The organism is Pseudoalteromonas sp. JB197, from assembly GCF_002332205.1.
GTDB classification, from domain to species: Bacteria; Pseudomonadota; Gammaproteobacteria; order Enterobacterales; family Alteromonadaceae; genus Pseudoalteromonas; species Pseudoalteromonas nigrifaciens.
In genome coordinates this window covers 1,270,725-1,291,363 of the sequence record NZ_NRGZ01000001.1, presented here as the reverse complement: position 1 = coordinate 1,291,363, position 20,639 = coordinate 1,270,725, and the positions used below count along the sequence as shown (strand labels likewise).

Sequence of the window (20,639 nt, the reverse complement as noted above, 5' to 3'; positions counted from 1 at the left end):
TATCTACTTTTTATTAGCTAATTTGTTTTGCATTAATAAGGCCGGATCAAGGCGTTCACCTTGCCAGTTAAAACGCCAATCTAAATGTGGGCCTGTTACCCGCCCTGTTGCACCTATCTCAGCTATTTTACTACCTTGCTCAATTTTATCGCCCAGCTTTACATCAAGCTTACTTAAATGAATATAAGTAGAGGTAACGCCGTGGCCATGGTCTAAAATAAGTGTGCCACCTGAATAATAAATATCCGGCTGCGAAAACACCACTGTACCACTTATAGGTGCATACACAGCTGTCCCCGTTTTATTGGCTATATCTAAGCCAAAATGTGGTCTGCGTGGCTCGCCATTAAAATAACGTTGGCTACCATACACCCCAGATATACGCCCTTGTGCAGGTTTTAGCACAGGATCTAAAAAGTACAATAGGTCAGAATTAACCTGGCGCGCAGCTCTAATCGCAGCAGCCTCTTTACTTATACGTGCGCTGAGTTCTTTAGCCGGCGATACATATTTTTTAGCAACGCCGGTAATTTTATCAATTTGATAGTCGCGCTTAGTAATTACTAGGCTTTCACTGTGCTCAACACCAGCTTTATCAACCCATTTAAGTGTGTGATTTGTTGGTGCATCGCGGCCAAAGCCAAATACAAAATCACCCTTACTCGAAAGCTTAAGTGTTTTGTCGTTAAAGCTAACCGACTGCGCGTTGCTAATATTACCGGTTACTAAACCGCCTTGAGTTAATTGCCCTTTTAGCTCAAGTGCCATTGCACTTAAGCTAGTAGAGGAAATTAACACGGCTGCTAATAATGTTTTAAGCATGGCTAATAGACCCTTTGCCTACTCCTTCGTAGGCCGTTATTTTTACCGCTTTTTCAGGATATTGTGCTTTTACCTGACCCGCTAAGTATTCTGCAATGCATTCAACCGTGGTATCGCTAGGTAAAATATCGCAACGCGATTCGCTAATAGCCATTTCAAAATAGCCTTGCGCTGAAGTATATGCAAAACATACATCGCCAGCTTTTGCGCTAACGTGCTGTAACTCGTCTGCCTTAATTTGATCCTCAGCGGTGGCTAGATAAATGTCTTGCCACTTTTGTGACCATTCTTTTTGCAGGCGAGGCATAGAAATACCATCTAAACTAATACCAATTTGAGAACGATGCCCATGAATAATACGTTGGCAATTACCATCATGCTTTTTAAGGCCATGGCTGTAATGGTAATAATAGCTTTGATTATGCTCTGGCTTCAATGACAGCTCAATTTTTTCTATATTATCTGGCAGTTGTGGCAAAATAGTCGCTATTAAAAAATCTGTAACCGATGCAATTGTTACTTCATCAGCGTTAATCATACAATAAGCTTGATGTGGAGCACTCATCGCCAAATGGTGGTTATCACCAAATGTACAATCTAATGTTTTATGGTCGCTAAATTCGCTAACCACGCCATTTAGATTATTAGGTACAGCTAAACGATGATCAATACACTCATCTATAATGCCTTTAATTTGCTTTTTAACTAAGCCAAAGTCTAATACCATAGACTCATTGTTTAGTTTGCCATGCAAAGTTAAATCAACAATCCAGCTCTCGCCAACTGCGCCGCGTTTATTACACAAGTAAGAAAAATCTATCACTGTTAGTGAGTTAACAAAAAGGATCATAAATTTCCTTTAAACAAGTTAAAAGTCAGCGGTAATTATAATGATTTATGATTGTAATTGCGCGGTTTAATCAGGCTAAAATCAATTACACCAATCGATTGATTAAAAAACCTGCTAAATTTAGCTTTTTTAACTGATCCGAGTTGTTCAGCGTACAAGTGTACGCTAAAGTAGTTGGCAATTTATAAGCGAAGATAAGTGTTATGGAACCTAAAAATAGCTATACAAAAGAAGACTTGATCCTATGTGGTGAAGGTAAAATGTTTGGTGAAGGTAACTGCCGTTTACCAAGCGACAATATGTTAATGATGGACCGCATTACCTCTATTACTGCCGATGGCGGAATACACGGTAAAGGCGAAATTGTTGCTGAGCTAGATATTGACCCTAGCTTATGGTTTTTCGACTGCCATTTTAAAGGTGACCCTGTAATGCCCGGTTGCTTAGGTTTAGACGCTATGTGGCAGTTAGTTGGATTTTACTTAGGTTGGTCTGGCGGTCCAGGTCTTGGCCGTGCGCTAGGTGTGGGTGAAGTTAAATTTACCGGCCAAATTTTACCAACCGCTAAAAAAGTAACCTACCGCCTAATAATGAAACGCGTAATTAAACGCAAATTATTTATGGGTGTTGCCGATGGCACGGTAGAAGTAGATGGCCGTGTAATCTACGAAGCGAAAGATTTAAAAGTAGGTCTATTTCAAGACACCAGTGCATTTTAATTAACTGTTAATAATTAAAATACACATACAAAAATGCCTCCACTTGGAGGCATTTTTGCTTAAATTCAGTTATATACTATGTTTTATAAATATTACGATTATCTATTGCTTCGCGCCAACCACCTAACCATTCTGATTTTGGATCAACTTGTTGATAGGGACAATGCTCTTTAGAGCGACCTGCTAAACCTGCTTTAAATCCTTGAGAATGTGCTCTCTCTAAACGATCTCTTTTTTGTCTCTTCATCGGTAATATCCTCACCTTTGTATTTATATATTTTGTAGCATTAGTGAAATCTACATGTAATGAATAGCTAATAAAAAAGGTTAATTCAAATTATAAAAGCAATTAATTAGTTTGACTTTAACTAAGCTGCTGATGCAATGATGAATTAGCTTTTTAAAAAGTAAGTGGTCGTACTTGCACTGTATTGACCGGTTTAATCTAACTTAAAAACACGATTAAAAAATCGTTTTATTACACTGTTGTGTATATATTGTGACCGGCTAATTTAGCCTTAGTTCCAAATTAATCTAGTCTATTTTTTAATTATTTTAAATTTTATTTAGCTTATTTAATAAACAACACAATTAATGCTTGATTATTTAAAGTCGATCGGTCTAATATGTTGTATGAACAAAAACACACCAACTCCAGTAAGGCGTGGCCGCCCACCCAAAGTAGCCAGAGAAAACGCAGATACCAAAGCGTTACTTATTCGCACAGGCCTAGAAACACTAACCGAGTTTGGTTTTAGCGCAACTGGCCTCGATACCATATTAAAAAAAGCAGCCATACCTAAAGGCTCTTTTTATCATTACTTTAAAAGTAAAGAAGCGTACGGTATTGCCCTTGTTGATGCTTACGACAGTTATTTTATTGCCAAACTTAATCATTATTTACAACAAAGTGACGTACCCCCGCTGGAGCGAATAGTCAACTTTACCCAAAGTGCCATTAAAGGTATGAAGAAGTACGATTATAAGCGTGGCTGTTTAGTAGGCAATTTAAATCAAGAACTGAATCACTTAAGTGACGAATTTAAAACCCGCTTATTGCAAAGTTATACTAGCTGGCAAAACTTGGTAGAGGTGTGTTTAAATCAAGCAAAGCAGCAAGGTACAATTGCCAACAGTGTAAACACCCCATTAATGAGTGAGTACTTTTGGATTGGTTGGGAGGGTGCGGTTATGCGTGCCAAGCTCACTAAGTCTAATACTCCACTTACTTTGTATACAGAAATGTTTTTACGCGCATTACTAACCTAATGCGTTTTTTTTACCAATTAAAAGACGATCGGTCTAAAAGGATATCCCATGAGTAACCCAATTAAAGCCATTGTTATTAATAAAGATGATAATAACTACAGCGCCTCTTTAAGCAGCATTAAGAATAGTGACCTGCCGAATGAAAATGTCACTATTGATGTGCTATACAGCACTTTAAATTATAAAGATGGCTTAGCAATAACCGGAAAAGGGCCTGTGGTACGCAGTTTTCCTATGGTGCCGGGTATAGATTTAGTAGGCACTGTGAGCCACTCCACCGGCGATGAATTTAAAAGTGGCGATAAGGTAATTTTAAATGGGTTTGGTGTAGGCGAAAAACACTGGGGTGGGCTGGCTCAAAAAGCAGCACTTAATAGCGATTGGTTAATCCCCTTGCCTGCTGGCATTTCACCTAAACAAGCTATGCAAGTTGGCACTGCGGGTTACACCGCTATGCTCAGTGTAATTGCACTCGAAAAACAAGGCATAACACCCGATTCAGGCGAAGTGCTGGTAACCGGTGCTAATGGTGGCGTAGGTAGTTTTGCAATATATTTACTAAATCAGCTTGGCTACAATGTAACCGCAGCTACTGGACGAATGGAGCAAAGTGATTATTTAAAAGAGCTAGGAGCAGCAAATGTAATTAATCGTGATGAGCTTTCAAACCCAGGTAAGCCGCTACAAAAAGAGCGTTTTGCCGCAGCTATAGACTCAGTAGGTAGCCATACTTTAGCTAATATTTGCGCCTCATTAAAATATGGAGGTGTTGTAACCGCATGTGGGCTTGCACAAGGTATGGATTTACCTGGCTCTGTAGCACCATTTATATTACGTGGCATTCGATTAATAGGCATTGATAGCGTAATGCGCCCAAAAGCCGACCGAATTGAAGCATGGGATCGTTTAGCATCTTTAGTAGCAGCTGATTACCTTGATAAAATATCGACTGAAATAACGCTTGAACAAGTAATTGATAACGCCGAGCAGCTTATGAAAGGTAAAATTCGCGGCCGTGTTGTAGTTAATTGCCAAAGTTAAGCTTTTTACACTGTTAAAGCCTCGTTATTAAATTTATAATACACTTTGTATTTTAATAACGAGGCAACACCTATGAGCAACCAAGAACTTTTCAGTAATAACCCACTGCAAGGCGTAAAATTAGAACAAGTGGTTGAAGAGCTGGTTGAACAATATGGGTGGGAACTCCTATACGCTTATTTACAGCTAAATTGCTTTAAAAATAATCCTGATATTAAATCGGCGGTTAAATTTTTACGTAAAACACAGTGGGCACAAGAAAAAGTAGATAACTTTTATTTGTATCGCCTTAAAAACTTACCACGTCCTGATGATGTGCAATACGAACTGCCACCGCGTGATCGCGTGATCCCTGCTGATCATAAACCTGGTGAGCCGTGTGAGTTAAGCTTTACTGATGCAAAGCGTATTATGGAGAAAAAAGAGACTAAGCAACGTGCGCGTACCCGTAAACAGCGTGTTAGCTCAACTAATCCTTGGGGCAACTAAAGCACAAGGTTAAACCACTCATTATTAAAGCTGGCATTGCCGGCTTTTTTATTACGCCTTTTTACTCATACCCTATAAGTTAACAGCAACAGAGGTATAAACTTTACTTTAGTGGCTTGTATCCCCTATCTTGCCAAAACTCTACAGCCGAGCGCTCTGTAGGCAGTGCTACATTAAATGTTTTATCCGCTATAAGTTTGCCATTGTACTCTATGGTCATGCGCCAATTACCAAGTTTATTATTAATTGGTGGCCATAAAGTATCACCTAAATAAAAATGCCAGTCGCTGTCTTTAACATACACCACTCCGGAAAAAGGAGGCATTATGTCGCCTTCATCATCGGGTATATTAGGATGATAAATGCTGTAATGTAATTTTTCGCCTTTGGCTTTTTTAATATTTATGATCAAACCAAATTCAACATCAAGAGTAGCGATGACCTCAGTAGTAAATTGCTCTATTTGCGGCAATGCTTTACTCTCGTTATCCCATGTTGAGTAAATACCGTAGCTTTGCAGCGTAATTATCGGTTTTAATTTAGCCATATCACCTAACTTTATATTTAACGTTTATTGTATGCCAGCAGAGTGTGTAAATTTGCCATATTTAAAGTGTCATTTTTGGGTTTTTAGGATAGTAATGATTGCTCTGCTGCTCGCACAAACTAAACTCACGAGTATTTTTGTAAGGTAACTTCATAAAACCGGCTACCCCTACGTCGGTAATATTAACTGCGTATTGCATCAACTTATTAAGCAGCCGCCTAAACTCATCCTCTTTACTGGCATCGAGCAACCGGTAGTAATGATGTATTTTGAGCCTATCGGGCAGCGCTTCAAAAATAATGCAGCCAGTGTGGTGTATTTGATTTAGCTCAAACACACATTTAATTACTTTTTTTGGCAGTTGTAGTTGCTCGTCGGGATCTTTACCATCTTCAAAGTAAGAATGTGGCCGGGTAACATCACTGGCATTTACATTCACCGTTTCAAAATCAAGTTCTGGTAAACTTTCAAACTTAAAAGCGCCTGTTCTATCGCGCTCTAGCTGAATGGTTTTACGTGCGTCAAACAAACAACATTTAAACAGCCCTTTTTGGCTAATTGCTTGTGCCAGCATTACGGTATTATTTACCGCATCGGTAAATGCAGCGGCTAACGTTTCGTTATACAAAATTAGCGATGATTCAACAAACAGTGACTCATCTTTCCAATGAAAGCTTAATCCGCCTACGGCTGGATACTTTGCTAAACGACTAATTGAAGCTAAAAATGCTTTTTCGGTATCTCCGGTATCAAACAAAAACTCTTTGTAGTAACGATCTAATTGGGCATCGTTTACATCAAGCAATTGCTGTTTATGATCGGCTTGGCGTAAAAACTGCTTTCGTGAACTGTATACAACGGTTTCGGGCTCTTCGTCATAACTAAACCAAAACGGAATCGCGGCTTTAACTACTTTTTTAGGTAACTCGGGTAAGTAGGCTTTCGCCATATTAGTAATGTTACGCATAAAGTAATCACCTGCGCTATTTCTCACTTGTTTATTTTTAGAGAGCATACCGTCAATTACTTTAGCCAGCTCTATTGGTAGCCCTAAACTGCTGGCCGGAATAACGTCTACTCCAAACCGACAAGACTGTGCAGAAGCAAGTGCGTACAAGGTTGCCGCTACGCCTTGCTCATCAAAGCGTGGAGATGATTGCTCTCCCGACATTTGTGCTTCACCAATAAAGTAAACATCGCCCATACGTGCGTTAGTAGTGCTTAGGTCTGCCGACATTAAATCCATAAAATTACTGGCAATGGGGTTACCGTCACTATCTATTTGCGCGTATACCGAGCTTCCCCAATCCACTAACGATAGTGCATCACTGGCTTCGTCCCATACTAAGTTTGAAGGTTTAATGTCGCCATGCACAATAGGCTGCGCCGTTATACCCGTATTATGATTGCGCAGATCGAGCAGCACGTTTCTGAGTCGCACTGCCAGCGTCATAATTTTTGCAGCGCCAATTCGGCCTTTTTTCAACGATACTTTTTCAAGGTCTTCGCCCATGGCGCGAGCCATCATTAAAATGCCTTGTTTTTTAATTCGTTCAAATGCATAAAATTCAGGTACAAGTGGATTGTTAATTTGCGATAGCATGTAAGCTTCGTCTTCTAGGCGGTCGCGTATACTTTGCGCTAGCGTAATACGCGAAAACTTAAATACCCAAGGTAAGCCGGTATCGTCGTGTCCCGCAAAAACAAAACCAAAAGCGCCTGAGCCAATCATTTCTACATTTTCGTAACCAAGTAAGGTAAGTTTTTTAATACATATATTAAGCCACTGCCGATGCTTTTTAGCATCGTGGTGTGAGAGCAAATAAACAGATTGCTCTTCGTTAATATAAAAGTTACGAATTTCTTTGGCTTGCACTGTATTTTCTCAATTAAGGAAGTATAACGGCTTAAATTAATAACCCTTTTAGCTGTGTAATACTCTATTTTATTTAAAGTTTTATCTCAAGTAATAGCGCTCGTTTAAATTTTAAGGCTACATATCGCTATAAATTGCGCATTCAACGTATAGGGCTTAACCTATTGGGCTAAAATAAGGTAAAACAGGGCTTTATATTCTTTTGGGTTAAACAATGACAAACATAATTAAAGCCTCTTCCTTAGCTATAGCGCTTTGTGCTGGTATGAGTACGCACGCAGCTGAGTTTACTTTCTCATCAAACATAAACAAAGATGCACAAACATTAGTCGTATTTTATAGCCAAGATGGAAAAAACAAACAATTTAAAGCACTTAATAAAGAGTTTAAACAGCATTTACAGCGCATAATAGACATTGAAAACTTTAAAGGCGATTACGCCAGTGTTGCCGAACTTATAGCACCACAAAACAGTAAATACGATCGTATATTAGTGGTAGGTACGGGTAAACAAAAAGAACTAGATAAAGCCCGTATTGCAAAATTAGGTGGCAATATACATGCTCGCTTACTTGGCAATAAAGTAACAACTGCAAGTGTAATATTTGATGACGTAACCGGCTTAAATAATAATGCCGAGTTAGCAGCTAACTTTGCTCATGGCGCTAATTTACGCGACCACCGCTTTGAAAAGTATAAGCAAAAAGCCAACACAGCAACCATTAGTTACACATTTGATGTTACCAATACTAAGCAAACACAAAAAACATATAAAGTGCTGCAAAGCATTCAAGCTGGGGTATTTTTAGCCCGCGACTTAACTTCTGAAGTTGCTACCCACATGACCCCGGTCGACTTTGCCAATGCAGCTAAAGAATTAGAGTCTCTTGGCGTTACTATTAGCGTACTTGAGCCTGCCCAATTAAAAGAACTAGGTATGGGAGCGCTTGAAGCTGTTGGCCGTGGTAGCGAACAAGGCGCTCGCCTTGTAGTTGCTCATTATAAAGGGTCTAACGACGCACCTATTGCCCTAATAGGTAAAGGTATTACATTTGACTCTGGCGGCTACAGCATTAAAACAGGTGCATCTATTGCACGAATGAAATCAGACATGGCAGGTGCAGCAGCGGTACTGGGTACTGTAAAAGCAATGGCACTTGCTAAAGCAGATAAAAACGTAGTTGCAGTGATGGGTATGGCCGCTAACATGGTGTCGCAATTTGCTGTAGCACCGGGCGACGTAGTACGTACCGCTGAAGGCTTAAGTGTAGAAATACTTAATACCGACGCAGAGGGCCGCTTGGTACTTAGCGATTCAATGTGGTATGCGCGTAAGCACTTTAATCCTGAAATAATGATTGATGTAGCCACATTAACTGGCTCTAAAGTAGGTGCTGTTGGCAATGAATACGCTGCAGTATTTTCACAAGATGATAAATTAGTGACGCAATTAACCTTAGCCGGTAAACAGGTTAACGAAAACTTATGGCGCCTGCCTTTAGGGTATAAAGATGCTTTAAAGTCGGATATTGCTGATTTAACCAATGTTGGCTCCAGCGGCCCTGGTGCAACTACTGCAGCAAGCTTTTTAGAGCATTTTGCCGGTGACACTCGCTGGGTACACATTGACATAGCCGGCAATGCATTAGCTAAAAAAGGCAAAGACGAAGTATCTGCTGGCGGTACCGGATTTGGCGTGCGTTTATTGAGTGAATGGCTACTAAGTAATTAAATATACATTAGTTAGCTTTACTAGCTAAAACACAAAACGCCAAAAGCACATACATTCTTTTGGCGTTTTTTATTGTTAGTTAAAGCAATATAACCTTTAACCTAGAAGGTCAAACACCTTCTAGTCGTAACCATATTTATTATTAAACGCTTCATCGCTCATGGTTAATAAAATAATAAACTCTACAAATGCAATGATCGCCGGAATAGCTGTCCAAAAGAACAACAGATAAATTTTGTTAACTTTATTAGTTAAATAAAATCACTGCAGCTAGGGCTAGCTGCAGTGTTAAAAATACGGAATATAAGGTAGGTAATTTAAAGTTTTATAAATATGCTACTAAACCTCTTCGCACTCCCAGCTTGGCTTTTCAAATTTAAACACTGCTAATCCTAAAAGCGCTATTACTATTGCAAAAGCTAACCAAGATGATAAAAGCTGTGCTGCAAAAAACCAACCCACTGCAGCGGCAATAACACTAATAACAAGCTGAGCCATAAGCGGAACTTTACCTTTGGTACCGTAAGTAAGTTTATAAGCTTTAACTAATTCATCAGCCACAAAAAACTCACAAAGTGTCACGTTTTTAGTTAAACCGTGGGCTTTTAGCCTAATTTTGGCCGGGTTGCCATTTATTTCAAACTGATGAGTAGAGCTAAACTTAAAGTTTTGTGCTTCGCTAACTATCTCACCGTTAACTTTTACAACTTCTTTTCCCGATACGGGCAAGCAGTAATAAGTAACTTCTACGTCATCACTGTAAAACTTAAAATGCATTCCACTTTTGGCCGAAACCTCTACTTTATTTGTCATCATCATCCTTATTGATATAAATTTAATTATATAGTTTCCAAAGAAAGTTAACAGCATGCTTACAACAATAAATCGTTAACTCACTCATAAAAAGCTATACCTCAATAAAAACAAACAATAGATTTAAAATCAAACTCGTTAACATTGCTGATCAGTACTAAACTTTTGCTCATCAGCAGTTAATTGATCTGTATCAAGTCATTTTTGCACTTAAGCGCAATACTAAGTTAATCGTCATTTATAATGGAAAATATAAAATGAAAATACAACCTAATAAGCACACCCTATGGCTCCCTCTAATAGCTATTTTATTTAGTGGTAACCTACTTGCTGCCAGTAATTTAAAAACTGAACAAGCAATACTAACGCCTCCTCCTATGGTGCCGCCCGCCATTAATAGAGATCACAGTGCAAAAGTAGTTATCAACCTAGAAACAAGAGAACAAGTAGGGAGAATTGCCGATGGCGTTGAATATGTATTTTGGTCATTTGGTGAAACCGTACCAGGGAGTTTTATTCGAGTTAGAGAAGGTGATGAAATTGAGTTTAACCTCTCAAATCACCCTAGCTCAAAAATGCCGCACAATATTGACTTACATGCGGTAACAGGCCCAGGTGGTGGCGCGGAATCGTCATTTACGGCCCCAGGACACACCTCAACATTTAATTTTAAAGCACTTAATCCTGGGCTTTATATTTATCATTGCGCCACGGCTCCTGTTGGTATGCACATAGCCAATGGCATGTATGGCTTAATTTTAGTTGAACCAAAAGAAGGCCTTGCGCCCGTAGACCGAGAGTATTATTTAGTACAAGGGGATTTTTATACTAAAGGTGAATTTGGTGAAGCTGGCTTGCAACCTTTTGATATGGCAAAAGCAATAGATGAAGACGCCGACTACGTAGTATTTAATGGCTCAGTAGGCAGTACCACAGATGAAAACTCTTTAACCGCTAAAGTAGGTGAAACAGTTCGATTATATATTGGTAATGGTGGCCCTAACTTGGTTTCTTCTTTTCATGTAATAGGCGAAATTTTTGATACCGTTTATGTAGAAGGCGGCAGTTTAAAAAATCACAACGTACAAACCACATTGATCCCCGCTGGCGGCGCTGCCATTGTGGAATTTAAAGTAGAAGTACCAGGCACCTTTATTTTGGTTGATCATTCTATTTTTAGAGCATTTAACAAAGGTGCACTAGCAATGCTAAAAGTAGAAGGTCCTGACGACCATTCTATTTTTACAGGCAAAACAGCTGAAAACGTATATTTACCAGAAGGCTCAGCAATACAGTCGTTAGACAATACTTTTACTAAAATAACAGCCAACAATAAAGATGAACAAATACGTTTCGGCCAACGTGTTTATGAAGCTAACTGTATGGCTTGCCATCAAGCTAATGGCGAAGGTATTCCCGGAGCATTCCCGCCTTTAGCAAAGTCTGATTATTTAAACAACAACCCACTTTTAGGTGTTAATGCGATTATTAAAGGCTTATCGGGTCCGATTAAAGTTAATAACGTTAACTACAACGGCGTAATGCCAGCAATGAACCTAAATGACGAAGATATTGCCAATGTTATTACCTTTGTACTAAATAACTGGGATAACGCTGGCGGAAAAGTCTCTGCTGAACAAGTTGCTAAGCAGCGCAAGTAACATGATTTTTTCTTTATTAACGATGACACTGACACTGGCAGAGCCTCCTAAAATGGTAGCGCTGCCCGCGGGTAACTACAGGCCGCTTTATATGAATAAAAACAGCCCACAAACATTTGTGGGCGCTTTTAGCATAGATGTTACGCCTGTGACTAACGCGCAATATTTAACGTTTGTAATAAATAACCCTCGTTGGCAGTCACAGCAAATACCTAGCATATTTGCGGAGGCTCAATATTTACAACATTGGCAACAAAATCTAACTCCAAAGCAGCCGTCACAAGGACAATTAAACAGCCCTGTAGTTAACGTATCGTGGTTTGCAGCCCAAGCTTATTGCCATTCACTTAATAAAAGCTTACCCACGGTTGCTCAGTGGGAACGTGTTGCCAGTGCCAGTGCAACCCAGCCCAATGGCAGTCTAGAAAAAAGCTATAACCAACGTATTTTACAATGGTATAGCCGCCCTAGTAGCAAACAGCTCCCCGAGGTTGGTACTACCCCAGCAAACTATTGGGGAGCACAAGACTTACACGGCTTAATTTGGGAATGGACAGAGGATTTTAACTCCGCTTTGGTCAGCGGCGAGTCCCGTGGTGATAGTGATATAAATCAAAAATTATTTTGCGCCGCAGGAGCACAAGGCGCTGCTGATCCCAGTGATTATGCCGCATTTATGCGCTTTGGCTTTCGATCTAGTTTGCAGGCCAAATATACTTTACCCAATTTAGGGTTTCGCTGTGCGAAATCAAAGGAATAAACAAATGATAAAATATAACCCAGCTATAATTTCTAATAATATAACACTTAAAATATTAGGGCTGATATGCATGCTTGCCAGCTCATACGCTTACTCGCAAAACATACCACAAGACTCTGTTTATCAGCTTAACAGTACATGGTTAGATCAAGACGCTAATAAACGTACTTTAAGTAGCTTTAGCGGTAAAAAACAAGTCATAAGCCTTATTTACACACACTGCTTACATACCTGCCCTACTATTGTTTCTACCATGCAAGCCATTGAAAATAAGCTGAGTGAGGCTGAAAAACAAGACGTAGGTTTTATTTTAGTATCGTTAACTCCAGACACAGATACACCTGCAGTACTAAAAGAATTTGCACAAAGCCGAAAGTTAAATTTACAAAACTGGAGTTTATTAACCGGCACACCACAAGACGTTCGTAGTTTAGCCATGGTATTAAATATAAAGTTTCAAAACATAGACAACAATGAAGTTAATCACTCCAACTTAATGACAGGTTTAGACGAGCAAGGACGTATTAAGTTTCAAGAACTTGGAGTAATAAATAACGCAGCAATAGCCGCTGAAAAGCTAACAAACTTTTAAAGCTCGTACCCTTAAGTAAACTATAAAAATGAATAAACACTCGCACAAAAGCAGAGTGTTTATTTAATTTCAAAAATTTTAATATGGGACAGGCATTTAATTTTTATTAAAAAGCAAATGCGCAGTTTATTTATTATTTACTCCAGTGTATGGCTTTCATTGAATCACAACAGTTAAAGTTTATTCGATTTTAGGGAGATTTTAACGAGAGTTAGAGGCTTACACTTCATATGATGGATATTTACTAACTTAACTGACACAGGCTCTTTTGACGACCTCAAGCCATTGTTACTTATTTACTTATTTAAATTAATCACACCAACTGCTTACTTCCGCCAAAACAATAAGAGTAAATTTTACTGGTTAGAACAAAAAAACAGCGGATGCTCGTATTTATTCTGCATTAAATAACTTACAGATTAACCAACACCTTTGTACCACTTAGCTTGGTTCTGCGCAGCTAAATTCATTAACCTTACTTTACTCCCTGCAAAGTTTGCATATTGCCTACGAAAATGCTGAATTGCGTTTAGCCACTCAGCCTCTTCTATATTTAATTTGGCTAATATATTGAGTACATTTTCATTTATTTCCCCTTGCTTATTGCAAGTAAAACAACGACTACTCCAACTTACTAACTCTAAATAGTCTATTAACCTAAATGGGATCGTGTCTGGATCTGCATTACTCCCTAATTTAAGTTATTGCATTGGCTGGCTTTTATGCTCAAACAGTTCTGTTTTTTGTATAGATTGCTTACTATTTTCTGCCGTGTTTTTATAATTATGGATGCGCTCTTGAATTGATGTAAAATCACTATTTTTAAGTTCTGTAGCTACTTTCGCTCTAATAGGATTTAAATCAACATACGCCATACAACTTAAAATGGCCTTATCATCTAATAGTGCTTGGGATTTATAACGCCCTTCCCAGTATTTTCCTGTGCAGTTATCTTCTTTATTTGCTTGCCTGGCAATATATTCATTAAGATTTTTCATATACCAGCTAATATCATAAAGTCGTGCTCGCCATGTTGCTATTATTCCACTAAAAATATGCAAGCTAGCCTCATTTAGTTTTTCGCCATTTAAAAAGCGTTCAACCAAAGGCTCTCCTCGTTTGTATAACTTATACGAACGCCTTATAACCTCCTCAACAGACCAATCAAGTGCTTTGTTTTTATTTACTTTAACCACTATATGATAGTGATTACTCATAATAGCGTAAGCTGCTATATCAATAGCAAATACATCGCTCAGTAATTTCATCCGCTTAACAAGCCATTTCCTACGGTGGTCAAAGTTTTTACCTGAGTATTTATCATTGCCGCACAAAAAAGCACGGCGAACACAGCGCGCTATTAGGTGGTAATAAGGTGTTGCCGATAAATCTATGAGTGACTTTCTGGCGCGGGTCATGTTTAACACTCCTGCTTTACATGTATATAAACAGTAGTTCAACACATGGGAATTACCAGTTTTTTATGCCTGTCCTTTTATATTTACTTTTATATGTATGTAAAGTTCAAGTAAATGTTGTGCCTGTCCCATATTTATTAAATTAAATAAACATTCTTTCACTTAACTTATTCCTCCTCAAAAATGCACCTCACAAACCTACAGCCACGCTAATAAACGCAGCAAAACTAACAAGAAAAACAACTCATGAACAGCGCTCATATATAAATGAAATTAAATCAGTTTTATTCATAGCAATAACAACGTATAAAATACATTCTTGCTTTTACCTTTAGCCGCACTGCACTTGGTTGCAATTAAGCCTTTAGGTAAAAATAAAAAATACTGTGGTGACTACTGACAGGGAAATCTGAAGATATTACCGAAAACCTCAGAAGTTAAACAAAAATTCAGCTTTAATTATATAAATGGATACCAAAATCATGAAAAAAGACTTTAAATTTACTATTAAGAGCACTTCTCTTGATGAAAGTTATCAGCCATCTAACGATACGCGCCTTACAACCAACTTTGCTAACTTGGCAAGAGGAAAATACCGCCAAGCTAATTTGCGCAACGCGTTAAAAATGATTGATAACCGCTTTAATGCTTTAGCTAATTGGGATAACGAAAATGGAGATCGTTACTCTGTCGAACTTGAGATTATTTCTGTAGATTTAGATATTAAAGGCAGTGGTAATACTTTTCCATCGATAGAAATATTAAAAACAATTATTGTTGATCATAAAACTAATAAACGCATTGAAGGCATTGTAGGTAATAACTTTTCATCTTATGTGCGCGATTATGACTTTAGCGTATTGCTGCAAAATCATAATAAAAATCAACCTAAATTTAGTATCCCAGATAACTTTGGCGAGCTGCACGGCAAGCTGTTTCAGCATTTTATTAACTCAAGTACTTACAGACTAAATTTTAATAAACTACCTGTAATATGTATTAGTGTTTCTGATAACAAAACGTATAATCAAACTCAAAACCAGCACCCAATTTTAGGCGTTGAATACCTGCCAAATGAGTCATCTTTAACCGAGCAATATTTCAAAAAAATGGGCTTGCAGGTACGTTATTTTATGCCACCAAACAGTGTAGCGCCTTTAGCATTTTTCTTTTTTGGTGACTTACTTAATGATTACACTAACCTTGAACTTATAAGCACTATTTGTACCATGGAAACATTTCAGAAAATCTATCGACCTGAAATTTACAATGCAAATGCACCTGCAGGAAAGTTTTATCAGCCAAATTTGAACAACCAAGATCATTCATTAACGCAAATTGTTTATGATCGAGAAGAGCGTAGCCAAATGGCCAGCCAGCAGGGAAAATTTACCGAAGAGCATCTAATTAAGCCATACCAAACTGTGCTTGAACAATTCTCTGCCAATTACGTTTAAAAGCAGCGCTTAACAGTTTCGCTCAATAGCTAGGTTCAATTATAACTTTAAATATACGGCACTATTTATCATGAAAACACTTATTAGCAATACACTATTACCTACGTCAACTGCGGGCAGTTTGCCTAAACCGGTTTGGCTTGCACAACCACAAACACTTTGGTCGCCTTGGAAATTACAAGACGATGAACTAATTGAAGGTAAGCAAGACGCCCTTCGCTTGTCATTACACGCTCAGCAACAAGCAGGCATTGATATTGTCAGTGATGGCGAGCAAACCAGGCAACACTTTGTTACCACCTTTATTGAGCACCTCAACGGTGTTGATTTTGAAAAGCGTAAAACCGTTAAAATTCGCGATAGGTACGATGCAAGTGTACCAACGGTTGTTGGCCCTGTTAGTCGACAAAAGCCGGTTTTTGTTGAAGATGCTAAATTTTTACGCCAGCAAACTAACCAGCCAATAAAATGGGCTTTGCCAGGCCCAATGACAATGATAGATACCCTTTATGACGATCATTATAAAAGTCGCGAAAAACTTGCGTGGGAATTTGCCATAATTCTTAATCAAGAGGCCAAAGAGCTAGAAGCTGCAGGGGTAAATATTATCCAATTTGATGAACCAGCATTTAATGTATTTTTTGATGAAGTTAATGACTGGGGTATTGCCTGTTTAGAGCGCGCAATTGAAGGACTAAAATGCGAAACCGCGGTGCATATTTGCTACGGCTACGGCATTAAAGCCAATACCGATTGGAAAAAAACATTAGGCTCAGAATGGCGCCAATACGAAGAAGCGTTTCCTAAGTTACAGCAATCGAATATAGATATTATTTCGCTAGAATGTCATAACTCTCATGTACCAATGGAGCTACTTGAACTTATTCGCGGCAAAAAAGTGATGGTAGGCGCTATTGATGTAGCAACCGACACCATAGAAACACCCGAAGAAGTTGCTAATACCCTGCGCGAAGCGCTTAAATATGTTGATGCCGACAAGCTCTACCCTTGTACCAACTGTGGTATGGCTCCTTTAGCGCGTAATGTAGCAAACGCTAAGTTAAATTCCTTAAGTGCAGGAGCAGAAATAATTCGCAAAGAACTAGCTAACAAAAGTTAGCCCAACAAATAAACCTATATAATCCAACTAATATAAGCACTTCAATATAGTTATGTAAAAGAATGCCCGCCATAGAGCTCCTATGCCGGGCATTCTTTTTTAAACAAACAATAACTAAATTAAAAACCTATAAAAACACTTGCCCTAACATGCGTAAACCAGTAATTAATAGTACACAAGCAAATATCTTTTTCAGTTTACTTGCATCTAGTTTTGCAGCTAACGACGCGCCTACAGGCGCAAACAGTACGGTTAGCGGTACAATACATGCAAAGCCAAATAAGTTAACCAAACCAAAGGTCCCCGCTGGCGCATCAATTGGCGTACTGCCCAATATCAACATAGTTAGCGCACCAGGCAATGAAATAATTAACCCAATTGCTGCAGCTGTACCAACGGCCTTGTGAGCAGGATAGTTATATAAAGTAAGTAATGGCACCGAAATAGTGCCGCCACCAATTCCCACCATAGAGCTTAAAAAGCCAATAAATGCGCCCATAACACTTTGCCCTACTGTACCTGGCAGTTTTTGATACAACGCCGACTTGCCCGTTCTAAACAGCATATTAAGTGCAGATAACAGCGCTATTGCCCCAAACAATACCGTAAGCAACTTGCCATCAACCCGAGTAACTAACCAGCTACCCAGCAATACACCTATAAGAATAAATGCAGCCCAACGTTTTAAAAGGTCAAAGTCCACATTGCCTTTTTTATTGTGAGACCTAATTGAACTTATAGATGTAGGCACTATGGTTGCCAAAGACGTGGCTGTTGCAATTAACATTGCAGACTCGGGCGATACCCCAAAGCTCTGAAACAAAAAAAACAACACAGGCACAATTACAATTCCACCGCCCACACCGAGTAAACCGGCTAAAATACCGGCAAATACGCCTGTGGCTACCAATGCCAACAAAGTAGATATATTACTTGTTATAAATTCAATGATATTCATTAATTATTACTTCTATTTTTAATCACAACAAAGACCTTTCAGTCAATTTACGAGGTAATTACAGCCCCCTGCTTTTAGGTTTTTAAATAAAACAATCACGTTAGCATGCTCTACAAACTTAGCTCTCGCTAAGTTTAATATAACGCTTTGTTATAATTAGTTATTCCCACCTTAATAGTAAATAAACTTGTTTGCTTGATAAAATGATATAATTTCATCAACCAATGAATATCAGTCATCATTAAAGCTAAATTATAGATAGGAGTTAACTTGTGCTGGAAAGGATCCACTTAGAAATACTAACCGCCATAAAAGAACATGGAACCCTAACTAAGGCAGCAAATTCGTTGTACTTATCGCAATCGGCACTAAGTCATAGTATAAAAAAACTAGAAGGCCAAGTTGGTACGCCAATATGGAAAAAAGACGGTCGAAATTTGCGCCTTACAGCGGCTGGTGAGCATATTCAAACACTGGCAAACAGAGTATTACCGCAGTTTGTACACACTGAGTTATTACTAAATCAAATTGCTAAAGGTGAACTAGGCTCGCTACGCATTGGCATGGAGTGCCACCCTTGTTACCAATGGTTGCTTAGAGTAATTGAGCCCTATTTAGAGCACTGGCCAGACATAGACATTGACGTAAAGCAGGAGTTTCAGTTTGGTGCTTTAGGTGCATTACTAAGCTACGAAATTGACGTACTAATAACTCCCGATCCACTCTTTAAACCTAAAATAAGCTACATACCTGTGTTTAACTACGAACACAGACTCGTAGTTGCTAAATCCCATAAACTTGCAACACAAAAGTTTGTATTACCCGAGCAGCTAAGCGAAGAAGTATTGTTTAGTTACCCTGTAGAGCCGCTAAGGCTTGATATTTTTAGCCAGTTTCTTAATCCAGCAAAGTGCTCAGTAAAAAAACACAAAACCATTGAAACAACCGAAATCATGCTACAAATGGTCGCTGCGGGTCGCGGTATTTGTGCTTTACCAGGCTGGCTAGTAGACGAGTATTCTAAAACAATGCCTATCAAAAGCCTAAGGTTTGGAGAGCAAGGTATTAACAAACAAATATTTGTCGGTATTCGTAACAACGAGCAGCATATAGACTACTTAAATGACTTTATTGCCCAAGCTAAAAAAACAACATAACCAAATAAAATGCACAGTGTGGGCTCATAAGCGCGTTATCCTACCCGCATGTTTAGTACAAACCAGCTGTGCAGGCTGGGGTTTTGTAAATAGCTGATTGAATTCAGCACAGTGTATTTTAAGTAACAAAGCCAAAAGTAAACCACATAACAGCATTATTAGATCACAGGCATTTAAATGGATAAGGAACGTATTTAGGTGTTGGAAAACGAATACACCCTACGATGAATCAACGTATTTAGCAGCTTCAGGGCGTGTTGTTAGCACCGATGTTGCTAATCATCGTTTATTTTATTCTCACGTTTTACGCGCCATTTATCAAATTCCTCTTGACTAGATGAACCCGATTTTGCGGCATAAAATCTAGCAACTGATACCACTATTAAAATAAAACCTATTCCAATATTGAGAATAGATTTTTCAACAATACCTAAATAGAAAAGAAATACAGCCAAAATAGCTAAGAAAATTTGAGCAAACATAAAAATCCTTTTTAATTAATCAATACAGGCTAATAAAACTCTAATGATTTAAGCCTGCTAACGCTTGCAAGCACAGGCGAGCGAAGAATGAGCGAGTCCGGCACAGTTTGCTGTGCGGTTGTGCCTTGCTTTGTTATGCCTAAATATCACTAAGCTCTCGCCTCATTTGATTTAATAGCTCTTTTGAATTCTTCTGAATCTCAGCGCCAAGCTCTGCTGCCTTCACTTTAAAGGCTTCTGTTTTTTCATTTTGTTGGTTAAAAATAATTTCTGTAAAATTATTCATGTATTCATTAGTACAATCCATTGACTCTTGAGTTAATGCCTCAAGTCGGTCAAATGTTTCAAGCATTTCATCAGTAGCAATCAGTTTGAGTCGATTAGATTCAGATTTCAGTATTAGGACATCTTTCAAACCTTCTTGCATTAACCCGGATATTTGCGAACTAAGCCAACCAATTACTATTCGCTCCTGTTCTTTATCCTCAGCTTCGGCAGCAGCTAGATAGCGCTGAAGATACTCGTCAAAAATAGGCTGCATTCGCTCAGGCATCTCAATTTCATTTTTTCTACCAAAGGCATCCAAGTCTGTAACGTACTTACCGTATTCAGACGCTTTTAGATCAAATATTTTTAGCCTCCTGCCTGCTCTGTAGCGTAAGTCTTGTTCTAGTTGTTTAAGATTCTTTTCATGGGTTTGTTTATTGAAATAAACAAAACCTAGCCACAACGCATTAATCACCCCGAATACCCATATGTAATATTCAGGGTTTTCCTGTATTAGATCGTATATGAATTGCATAGATTCCTTTTAGGCATAACGCCCGGGTAATAGGCGAGAGCTTGCGAGCGTCCTAATTGACGCGTTTGTTAGCA

General features: G+C 38.6%; 20 protein-coding genes and 1 pseudogene. 11 read left to right on the top strand and 10 right to left on the bottom strand.

Features of this window, described 5'->3' with window-relative positions:
* Positions 1 to 3: 3 nt before the first annotated feature.
* Together CIK86_RS06115 and CIK86_RS06110 are read right to left on the bottom strand one after the other, a co-directional pair.
* Positions 4 to 822, bottom strand: a complete 819-nt coding sequence (locus tag CIK86_RS06115; protein WP_086994146.1) for a M23 family metallopeptidase — start codon at positions 820 to 822, stop codon at positions 4 to 6.
* Positions 815 to 1,672, bottom strand: a complete 858-nt coding sequence (locus CIK86_RS06110; RefSeq protein ID WP_011328173.1) for a 6-carboxytetrahydropterin synthase — start codon at positions 1,670 to 1,672, stop codon at positions 815 to 817. The genes CIK86_RS06115 and CIK86_RS06110 overlap by 8 nt, the downstream gene beginning before the upstream one ends.
* A 203-nt stretch (positions 1,673 to 1,875) precedes the next feature.
* Here CIK86_RS06110 and fabA point away from each other — a divergent pair, with 203 nt between their 5' ends.
* Positions 1,876 to 2,391 (top strand): bifunctional 3-hydroxydecanoyl-ACP dehydratase/trans-2-decenoyl-ACP isomerase, encoded by a 516-nt coding sequence (gene fabA, locus CIK86_RS06105; RefSeq protein WP_086994149.1) that lies wholly within the window; start codon positions 1,876 to 1,878, stop codon positions 2,389 to 2,391.
* A 76-nt stretch (positions 2,392 to 2,467) separates the two neighbouring features.
* Here fabA and rmf read toward each other — a convergent pair whose 3' ends face one another.
* Positions 2,468 to 2,638 (bottom strand): ribosome modulation factor, encoded by a 171-nt coding sequence (gene rmf / locus CIK86_RS06100; RefSeq protein WP_011328170.1) that lies wholly within the window; start codon positions 2,636 to 2,638, stop codon positions 2,468 to 2,470.
* A 386-nt stretch (positions 2,639 to 3,024) separates the two neighbouring features.
* On the opposite strand from rmf, the gene CIK86_RS06095 reads away from it, so the two are divergent.
* The 3 genes from CIK86_RS06095 to CIK86_RS06085 all read left to right on the top strand — a co-directional run bounded on the left by CIK86_RS06095 (position 3,025) and on the right by CIK86_RS06085 (position 5,190).
* On the top strand, positions 3,025 to 3,660 hold the full coding sequence (locus CIK86_RS06095; protein WP_086994152.1) for a TetR/AcrR family transcriptional regulator: 636 nt from the start codon (positions 3,025 to 3,027) through the stop codon (positions 3,658 to 3,660).
* 48 nt (positions 3,661 to 3,708) lie between these two features.
* Positions 3,709 to 4,701: an MDR family oxidoreductase gene (locus CIK86_RS06090; RefSeq protein WP_086994156.1), complete on the top strand. Its 993-nt coding sequence runs from the start codon at positions 3,709 to 3,711 to the stop codon at positions 4,699 to 4,701.
* Between the two features lie 72 nt (positions 4,702 to 4,773).
* The gene (locus CIK86_RS06085; RefSeq protein WP_011328167.1) at positions 4,774 to 5,190 is read left to right on the top strand and encodes a VF530 family protein; all 417 of its coding nucleotides are present in this window, start codon (positions 4,774 to 4,776) and stop codon (positions 5,188 to 5,190) included.
* A 103-nt stretch (positions 5,191 to 5,293) separates the two neighbouring features.
* Here the strand turns inward: CIK86_RS06085 and CIK86_RS06080 are convergent, their stop codons facing one another.
* Together CIK86_RS06080 and CIK86_RS06075 are read right to left on the bottom strand one after the other, a co-directional pair.
* On the bottom strand, positions 5,294 to 5,737 hold the full coding sequence (locus CIK86_RS06080) for a DUF3859 domain-containing protein (protein WP_011328166.1): 444 nt from the start codon (positions 5,735 to 5,737) through the stop codon (positions 5,294 to 5,296).
* 61 nt (positions 5,738 to 5,798) lie between these two features.
* On the bottom strand, positions 5,799 to 7,613 hold the full coding sequence (locus CIK86_RS06075) for a serine/threonine protein kinase (RefSeq protein WP_086994159.1): 1,815 nt from the start codon (positions 7,611 to 7,613) through the stop codon (positions 5,799 to 5,801).
* A gap of 214 nt (positions 7,614 to 7,827) precedes the next feature.
* Between CIK86_RS06075 and CIK86_RS06070 the strand changes: the two genes are divergently transcribed.
* Entirely contained in the window at positions 7,828 to 9,345 is a 1,518-nt protein-coding gene (locus tag CIK86_RS06070) for a leucyl aminopeptidase (RefSeq protein ID WP_086994162.1), read from the top strand.
* 339 nt (positions 9,346 to 9,684) lie between these two features.
* Here CIK86_RS06070 and CIK86_RS06065 read toward each other — a convergent pair whose 3' ends face one another.
* The gene (locus CIK86_RS06065) at positions 9,685 to 10,158 is read right to left on the bottom strand and encodes a hypothetical protein (RefSeq protein WP_086994165.1); all 474 of its coding nucleotides are present in this window, start codon (positions 10,156 to 10,158) and stop codon (positions 9,685 to 9,687) included.
* Between the two features lie 257 nt (positions 10,159 to 10,415).
* On the opposite strand from CIK86_RS06065, the gene nirK reads away from it, so the two are divergent.
* The 3 genes from nirK to CIK86_RS06050 are packed head-to-tail and all read left to right on the top strand — an operon-like array spanning position 10,416 to position 13,171.
* Positions 10,416 to 11,819: a copper-containing nitrite reductase gene (gene nirK / locus CIK86_RS06060; protein ID WP_011328157.1), complete on the top strand. Its 1,404-nt coding sequence runs from the start codon at positions 10,416 to 10,418 to the stop codon at positions 11,817 to 11,819.
* A gap of 1 nt (position 11,820) precedes the next feature.
* Positions 11,821 to 12,579 carry a formylglycine-generating enzyme family protein gene (locus CIK86_RS06055; RefSeq protein WP_086994167.1) on the top strand — a complete coding sequence of 253 codons (759 nt, stop codon included), beginning with the start codon at positions 11,821 to 11,823 and terminating at the stop codon, positions 12,577 to 12,579.
* Positions 12,580 to 12,583: 4 nt separating this feature from the next.
* Positions 12,584 to 13,171: an SCO family protein gene (locus tag CIK86_RS06050; RefSeq protein WP_086994170.1), complete on the top strand. Its 588-nt coding sequence runs from the start codon at positions 12,584 to 12,586 to the stop codon at positions 13,169 to 13,171.
* A 419-nt stretch (positions 13,172 to 13,590) separates the two neighbouring features.
* Here CIK86_RS06050 and CIK86_RS06045 read toward each other — a convergent pair.
* Positions 13,591 to 14,589: pseudogene (locus CIK86_RS06045) on the bottom strand (alpha-amylase family glycosyl hydrolase).
* A gap of 482 nt (positions 14,590 to 15,071) precedes the next feature.
* Between CIK86_RS06045 and CIK86_RS06040 the strand changes: the two are divergent.
* Positions 15,072 to 16,046 (top strand): DUF1852 domain-containing protein, encoded by a 975-nt coding sequence (locus CIK86_RS06040; protein WP_086994173.1) that lies wholly within the window; start codon positions 15,072 to 15,074, stop codon positions 16,044 to 16,046.
* 70 nt (positions 16,047 to 16,116) lie between these two features.
* The gene (locus CIK86_RS06035; RefSeq protein WP_086994175.1) at positions 16,117 to 17,166 is read left to right on the top strand and encodes a methionine synthase; all 1,050 of its coding nucleotides are present in this window, start codon (positions 16,117 to 16,119) and stop codon (positions 17,164 to 17,166) included.
* A gap of 127 nt (positions 17,167 to 17,293) precedes the next feature.
* Here the strand turns inward: CIK86_RS06035 and CIK86_RS06030 are convergent, their stop codons facing one another.
* A complete protein-coding gene (locus CIK86_RS06030) occupies positions 17,294 to 18,115 on the bottom strand; it encodes a sulfite exporter TauE/SafE family protein (protein WP_198408426.1) in 822 nt (273 codons plus the stop codon).
* A gap of 281 nt (positions 18,116 to 18,396) precedes the next feature.
* On the opposite strand from CIK86_RS06030, the gene CIK86_RS06025 reads away from it, so the two are divergent.
* Entirely contained in the window at positions 18,397 to 19,281 is an 885-nt protein-coding gene (locus CIK86_RS06025) for a LysR family transcriptional regulator (protein WP_086994178.1), read from the top strand.
* Positions 19,282 to 19,556: 275 nt separating this feature from the next.
* Here CIK86_RS06025 and CIK86_RS19215 read toward each other — a convergent pair whose 3' ends face one another.
* Together CIK86_RS19215 and CIK86_RS06015 are read right to left on the bottom strand one after the other, a co-directional pair.
* Positions 19,557 to 19,763: a hypothetical protein gene (locus tag CIK86_RS19215; protein ID WP_089368250.1), complete on the bottom strand. Its 207-nt coding sequence runs from the start codon at positions 19,761 to 19,763 to the stop codon at positions 19,557 to 19,559.
* A gap of 139 nt (positions 19,764 to 19,902) precedes the next feature.
* Positions 19,903 to 20,565, bottom strand: a complete 663-nt coding sequence (locus CIK86_RS06015; RefSeq protein WP_086994180.1) for a hypothetical protein — start codon at positions 20,563 to 20,565, stop codon at positions 19,903 to 19,905.
* Positions 20,566 to 20,639: the final 74 nt, after the last annotated feature.